We start from the raw sequence: 791 nt of genomic DNA on the forward strand, positions 1-791 counted from the left end.
GAACACCCACACCAAGGTTTTCAACTGTAATATCAGTAAATGCCCATGACATATCGCGAATGGTTTTATCATCGCCAATTACATTAGCATTGTCATCAATCCATGCACCTGTATCTAGGCCTGCTTCATCATCGGTGCGATCGTAGTGGAAACGGACTAAGGCATTATCAGTGATATCGTAATCAACCACTAACGCACCTAAAAAACGGTCGCGTTCACGGTTTTCACCATTTTGGTATTCGCGCCAGTAATCAACGTCTTGTTTTACTAAAATACCACGAGCACGTAAATCCTCAGCCTCGGTTAGCGCGCCGCCAGCATCAACCATAAAGCGTGTTGAGCCATGCTGATCAACATCGGCACTGGCATTAAATAATGTTTGCGCAGTTGGTTTTTTGGTGACCATGTTCACTAAACCACCAGGGCCCGATTGGCCATATAAAATACTTGATGGGCCTTTAATTACTTCGACTTGCTGGAGTATTTCAATCGGTTGCTGGTAATGTGACCAGTGCTGGTGGCCGTCACGTAAATAGCCAGTTGATGAACTCAGCTCAAAACCACGTAGATTAAATACTTCACGGTTACGTTGCTGTGAACCTGCAGTCAAGCTGGCATCGTTGGTTAATACTTCACCGAGTGTGGTTGCTAATTGCTCATTGACTATAGTGTCGGTGATTACAGTAACTGATTGTGCTGTTTCTAGTAATGAAGCTGATGTACGCATTGCCCCTGATGCATTATCTACTTTGTAATCATTAAAGTAGCTTCCTTTGACTTCAATTCGTTCA

1 protein-coding gene is annotated in these 791 nt (G+C 43.6%); it reads right to left on the minus strand.

The window, feature by feature from the left end; all coding sequences use genetic code 11:
- On the minus strand, positions 1 to 791 hold a 791-nt coding region (locus CWB85_RS21845), incomplete at both ends, for a TonB-dependent siderophore receptor (RefSeq protein ID WP_171039065.1).

Source organism: Pseudoalteromonas sp. S1727, from assembly GCF_005886375.1.
In the GTDB taxonomy this organism is placed as follows: Bacteria; Pseudomonadota; Gammaproteobacteria; order Enterobacterales; family Alteromonadaceae; genus Pseudoalteromonas; species Pseudoalteromonas haloplanktis.